Genomic DNA, 5,815 nt, shown 5'->3' with positions numbered 1-5,815 from the left:
CCAACTAATAGTCGGGTGACGCTTTTTTATTTCTGCTTCGAGCTTCAAGCACATGGCTTATTTGACATGTGTTCGATAGACCAAGCTATTTGATAATATTCTATTGACCAAATACTTTCATACGCTCTTCAACAGGCTTGAACTCTTTATCGCCTGCTGGCTGCTCGATAGCACCGAATACCATCTGTGCATTCAATTCCCAGTCATCAGCGATATTCCAAGTATCGGCAACTTGCTGATCGATTACTGGATTATAATGTTGCAAGTTTGCACCAACATCGATGCTCGCCAATGCGGTCCAAATCACATACTGATGCATGGCGTTGGTTTGGTGTGCCCAAATCGGGAATTTGTCCGCATATAAAGGAGCCGCTTCTTGCATGTTTCTGACCACGCCTTTGTCTTCAAAGAACAATATCGTACCAGCTCCAGCTTTAAAGCCTCCTATTTTATCTTTCGTACCTTGGAACTTCTCATCATCACCAACGATAACCTTCAAGGTCTCTTCAGTGATATCCCAAAGCTTTTGATGATCATCACCGAATAGCACAACAATACGCGTCGATTGCGAGTTAAATGATGATGGCGTGTGCAAAATAGCATGCTCAACCAAGTTGACAATTTCATCATTAGATACGGGTAAATGATTGCTCAACGCATAGATAGAACGACGTTTTTCAACCAATTGTTGTAGATCTTTTAGGTCTGACATAGATTTTCTCCAAATTATAGATAGATGTGAAAATGTAGAATTAAGTAAGGTCAATCAGTAGTTTTAACCATACTACTCAATAATTTATTTATTATAAGATAGTACAGAAACTATCCACAAACTTCTTTTGTAAAAAAACTTAATAATAAATAATTACTGAAAAGATACATTAATAAATAAGCATTTGCTAATTACCCCTGAAAGCCTTCAGGTAATACTGGTGCTTCTAGACGCTTCATATCAGAATCTACATCACCAAATCGTTCATGACCATTGTTCCAGTCAATAATTGATTGCTCAATCTCAGCTTTGTTGTCTGCGACAAAGTTCCACCATAGTAGCACTTGGTTATTCAGAGGCTCACCACCGATGAACATCACGCGCGTACCTTTTTTAGCGACAAGCTTCATGCTTTTGTTATTGCCGACATCGGTATCATGAAAGCGCAGTAGCTGATCTTGCGGACAGACTTTGCCCTCAGACTCAATCTCCCCTTCTGTGACTAAGATACCGTATTCGAAACTTGGCTCCAAGTTGAGCGTGACTTCACCGTCTTCAATGAAATAGGCATCGATACCGACCATTTTAGAGTACTGTATCGTAGGCGCTTCGTAGCGCTTCCCTGTTACGCTGGTATAGCTACCCGTCATCAGTATCATCTCCACACTATTCTCGCGCCACGTTGGTAGCTCTGGATAATGATGGAAACCTGGCTCAATCTCTTGATCAGTAGGCAATGCAATCCACAACTGTACCATGCTCAGCGCGTGTGCCGCATCTGGCGAACCGCCTGTATCTGGAAAGACACTTTGCTCAGTATGGCTGATGCCGCGATTAAGGCCTGTGCCCGCAGTCATGACGTTGACTTGTTTTTTGGTAATAACTTGCTCGTTACCCAAACTGTCTTTGTGTAGCACTTCGCCATTTAACATCCAGCTAAAGGTCTGCAAATTAGTATGCGGATGACGGCCGACTTGCATACCTGATTCATCTTCACCAAATTCAGCAGGACCTGCGTGATCTAAAAAGCACCATGGTCCAATAGGCTTTTTACCTTTGTTCGGTAAAAGACGGGCAATTGGAATACCGCCAACATCGGCTAAACGTGGTTCTAGGATATCGATACTCATGGTTCAGCTCTCCTTACTTGTTTTTTATGACTGTACTCTATGATAATAAAGCTCATGTAAAACTACATAGGTACTTCCATTAGTAGTACTTTAGCGTCTTCTTCTACATCCATTGTGAAGTTCTTAGTATCCCAAACACCAAGGCCATCACGAGTATCTAGAGTGTTACCGTTTACCGTTACTTTACCGCTGATGACGAATATATAGACACCGTTATCGGCATCGTTTAGCTGATAGGTCTGAGTGACGCCTTTGTCAAAATCACCCATGCTAAACCAAGCATTTTGATGAATCCACACGCCAGCATCGTCAGCATTTGGTGACAGCACTTGATTAAACTCATTTGGTTGCATGAAGTCATCCATGCGTACTTGCTGATAACGAGGCTCTACATTCATTTTATTCGGGATAACCCAAATCTGTAAAAACTTAACCGCTTCTTCATTGTCAGCATTCATCTCACTGTGTGTGATACCAGTACCAGCTGACATGACTTGAATTTCACCTGTTTCAATGATGCCATTGTTGCCAATGTTATCGCCATGACCGAGCTTACCAGATAATGGAACACTGATAATTTCCATATCGCGGTGTGAGTGCTTACCAAAACCTTGACCACCGATTACGAAGTCATCATTAATTACGCGTAGTGCACCAAAGCCCATACGCTCTGGGTTGTGATAATTTGCAAAGCTAAAGGTATGACGGCTTTTGAGCCAGCTATGGTCTGCATCGCCACGAGAGTCTGCTGCATGATAGATAGTTTTCATAATTTATCCTTATTAATCGATGAGTTAAACAAGTTTGAAAAACTATGGTTAATGAACTTGTCTAAACAATGGTGTTATTGTAATTGTTGTTATAGAAGAGATAAACATGGTAAACAGCAAATGACTATTCTTATTTTTAGAACAATACCCAAGTAATATAAAGCTAACAGAACGTTAACCATTAACTGTTAGCATGTTGAAGCTACGGTTTAAAGCACAACTTACTATTAATGTTCTATCATTTATAATAAAAGGAAACATACTATGTCTGACAAACAAACATTAGACTATGACGTTATCAATAACACAGATAAGAAGCGTTTTGAGATTCATCTCGATGATCAAATGGCCCTCGAAGACTATGAATTTTTTACCACCAGTCAAGGTGAAAAAGGTATTGAGTATAAGCATACCGAAGTGCCTAAGTCATTAGGCGGTCAAGGTATCGCAGGGTATCTAGTCAAATATATCTTAGATGATGCAGCAGCTAAAGGTCTACGTGTTAAGCCAACTTGTCCTTATGTGAAGTCTTATATCGACAAGCATTCTGAGTATCAAGATAACTCTGTCTTTCATAACGCTACGCCGTAACTCACATTTTGAACAACGTGTTTTAAAAACAAAAAAACGCCCTGCTAAAAAGCATAGCGTTTTTGATTTAACAATAAACCATTAATTTTTTTAGAAACTTTTATTTTTAATGGTTTGCTCATTAAAAATTAGACCGTAGTGATTTAATAGCCCTACTTTAACAAATAATAAATCAATAAAGCGATTTAAAAATACAGAAAGTCTTAACCGATATTTTGTAAAAATTCTTTATCTCTAGCCAAAAATGACAGATAGAGCACCGGCAGCACAAACAAACCCACTGCCCAATAGCTCAACTTAACATACAGAATAGCGCCTAATAACGCACCAATCACAAAGCTTATAACCAGTGCTGAGCTATGCCCTAGCTTTTTGGCATTTTCAGACGTTCTATTTGATAAGTAGTCCGATAGACCTATTCCTAACTGCGTGGTATTACCTGTCATCAGTACCGTTGGACTCATATGCTTGATGACTGTTTTGCTTGCAGTATTACGAATCGCTAAAGCCGTTAAACCTAAGCCACCAGTTACTGCAACGGTAATACCACCTGCATCAATAAAGGGTTGAAAAGACAAGCCTGCAATCATAAATGCGGTCAAGAATGCCGCTTCAGCCAAGAATAAATGACTCAGTATCAGCTGCTGTTTTTTGCTTTTATCTATGTATATCTTCGTTACTACTACCGTCAAAATAAACAATGGTACAGATGCAAGCTTAATCCATAGCCCATCTTCGCCTTTCACTAAGCCGCTACCTGCTAGTACTAAGTTGCCAGTCACATGAGCAGTAAAAAACCCAAATAAGGTAATAAAACCAATGGTATCAATAGCGCCACCAACCACCGTCAATAACACAGGCGCTTGATAACGTTGCCAAAAGCTTGGTGAATTATTATTTTGGGCGCCACTTTTATCGTTATTAGATGCAGTGTTATGCACTGGCATTTCCGGCAAACACGACAAACTTGCGATTAATTGTTTCTTTGCGCAGGCTTCCGATGATTAGGGCTATATTCGTCGATGTGTTCATAATGATGAAGACCTCTTCTTTACCATACGTTAATTGATTTGACAGTGTTTAGCTTGGCGTTGCTTAGTGTAACGTTCTTGTTCTAGGTGCATGATCTTTATCGACTGAGTAAGCGCCTGGACCATGAGCAAATATCATCAGAAAACCACCGGCCATTGCGATGTTTTTCATAAATGGGTTCATTTGTGATTCATCATTCCAAAATTGATGGAAAAGAAGTGCAGAAACGATGTTGAAACCGACAAACAGCAATGATATTAAACGTGCTTTAAAGCCAATTAGAATAGCAATACCGCCTAATAGCTCAAGTGCAATCACTAATGGCAGTAGAATACTTGGTACGCCTACAGACTCCATATAGCCAGCTGTGGCAGCGTAACCTGTAATCTTGCTAAACCCCGAAAAAATAAAAATCATTGATATGAATAGGCGACCAATAGGAGCACTCAAATCTTGTAACTTATCCATCAATACTCTCCATAAATTTATAAATACATATTTACGAATGTAGATATATTTGGTCTTTTTCTTTTGATTGTTCAGTAAGCTTATTGTATGTGTTGATTAGATTTAGATAAACAGCACTAATTACAAATGTCTGTTCTCATTTAGAGAACAATTAATAATTAAAAAATTACTTAAGCGGAGTTTATTTATAGACGTATTTATAACACCTCAAAAAGTACAAAAAATAACGGAAATACACATTTTTTGATACTGTTTGGCATCAGACACAGTCTTTTTTTGCTAAACTTATCAATTCAATGCGTAAGCTACGCTTAATAAGCACGCTTCCAAATAAAATCAGTCTTTGAACTGATGATTAAAAAAGGTGGTATATTCGCTCGACACTGTACTTGCCTATACGTACTTACTTAAATAAAAAGGATGACTTATAATGACTTTAAAATCTATCAAACAAGCGAATCGTGCTATGACTTTTGCAGCCATCAGTGCGCTTGGTATGCTTAGCACTTTGGGTCATGCAGCGACTTACGAGCTTGATCCCAAACATACCGCAGTACGCTTTTTTGTCGATCACTTTGGCACTACGACCAACAGCGGCGGCTTTCATAATCTATCGGGTACTCTTGAGTACGCACCTGAAGAGCAAAAAGGCTTTATAGGTATTACTATCCCTATGGGCAGCTTAAGCACAGGCCTCAAAGTCTTTGATGGGCATCTAAAGTCTGCTGACTTTTTCAATGTAAAAGAATATCCAACGGCTTATTTTAAATCTACTGAATGGCAGTTTGATGGCAATAAAGTTAAGGCCGTCAAAGGTGACTTAACCTTACTTGATGAGACTCATCCTGTGACTTTAACAGCCACTAAATTTAACTGCTACGATAGTCCTTTGTTAGAAGCAGAAGCTTGTGGTGGTGATTTTGAAACCACTATCGACAGAACCAAATGGGGTATCGATACCTATACAGACGGCGGTATGATGAAAGATGTCAAGCTGGTCATTCAGGTAGAAGGCAGTAAACAAGCAGATCTTAAGTAAGTAGACCTTAAACAACAATGGCTCGTCCACTTAAGACAATCTGTACTACAATGAAGCTGGGGTTTTTAACACC

At 39.3% G+C, this 5,815-nt stretch carries 7 protein-coding genes; 2 read left to right on the top strand and 5 right to left on the bottom strand.

Annotated elements, in window-relative coordinates:
- Positions 1-100: 100 nt before the first annotated feature.
- The 3 genes from PENNN9_RS12115 to PENNN9_RS12105 form a co-directional block, all read right to left on the bottom strand.
- A complete protein-coding gene (locus tag PENNN9_RS12115; RefSeq protein ID WP_058369910.1) occupies positions 101-712 on the bottom strand; it encodes a nitroreductase family protein in 612 nt (203 codons plus the stop codon).
- 191 nt (positions 713-903) lie between these two features.
- Positions 904-1,842, bottom strand: a complete 939-nt coding sequence (locus tag PENNN9_RS12110) for a pirin family protein (RefSeq protein WP_058369909.1) — start codon at positions 1,840-1,842, stop codon at positions 904-906.
- A 62-nt stretch (positions 1,843-1,904) separates the two neighbouring features.
- Positions 1,905-2,612, bottom strand: coding sequence for a pirin family protein (locus PENNN9_RS12105; protein WP_058369908.1), 708 nt, complete (start codon positions 2,610-2,612; stop codon positions 1,905-1,907).
- A 264-nt stretch (positions 2,613-2,876) separates the two neighbouring features.
- Between PENNN9_RS12105 and PENNN9_RS12100 the strand changes: the two genes are divergently transcribed.
- On the top strand, positions 2,877-3,203 hold the full coding sequence (locus PENNN9_RS12100) for a GNAT family N-acetyltransferase (RefSeq protein ID WP_058369907.1): 327 nt from the start codon (positions 2,877-2,879) through the stop codon (positions 3,201-3,203).
- Positions 3,204-3,406: 203 nt separating this feature from the next.
- Here PENNN9_RS12100 and PENNN9_RS12095 read toward each other — a convergent pair whose 3' ends face one another.
- Together PENNN9_RS12095 and PENNN9_RS12090 are read right to left on the bottom strand one after the other, a co-directional pair.
- Positions 3,407-4,144 carry a YoaK family protein gene (locus tag PENNN9_RS12095; RefSeq protein WP_413771754.1) on the bottom strand — a complete coding sequence of 246 codons (738 nt, stop codon included), beginning with the start codon at positions 4,142-4,144 and terminating at the stop codon, positions 3,407-3,409.
- 154 nt (positions 4,145-4,298) lie between these two features.
- Entirely contained in the window at positions 4,299-4,703 is a 405-nt protein-coding gene (locus PENNN9_RS12090) for a DoxX family protein (protein ID WP_058369906.1), read from the bottom strand.
- A 430-nt stretch (positions 4,704-5,133) separates the two neighbouring features.
- On the opposite strand from PENNN9_RS12090, the gene PENNN9_RS12085 reads away from it, so the two are divergent.
- On the top strand, positions 5,134-5,742 hold the full coding sequence (locus PENNN9_RS12085) for a YceI family protein (RefSeq protein ID WP_256713806.1): 609 nt from the start codon (positions 5,134-5,136) through the stop codon (positions 5,740-5,742).
- Positions 5,743-5,815 lie beyond the last annotated feature (73 nt).

The organism is Psychrobacter sp. ENNN9_III, assembly GCF_001462175.1.
In the GTDB taxonomy this organism is placed as follows: domain Bacteria; phylum Pseudomonadota; class Gammaproteobacteria; order Pseudomonadales; family Moraxellaceae; genus Psychrobacter.
The sequence above is the reverse complement of the archived record's forward strand: the minus strand, read 5'-3'. Positions and strand labels throughout refer to the sequence as shown.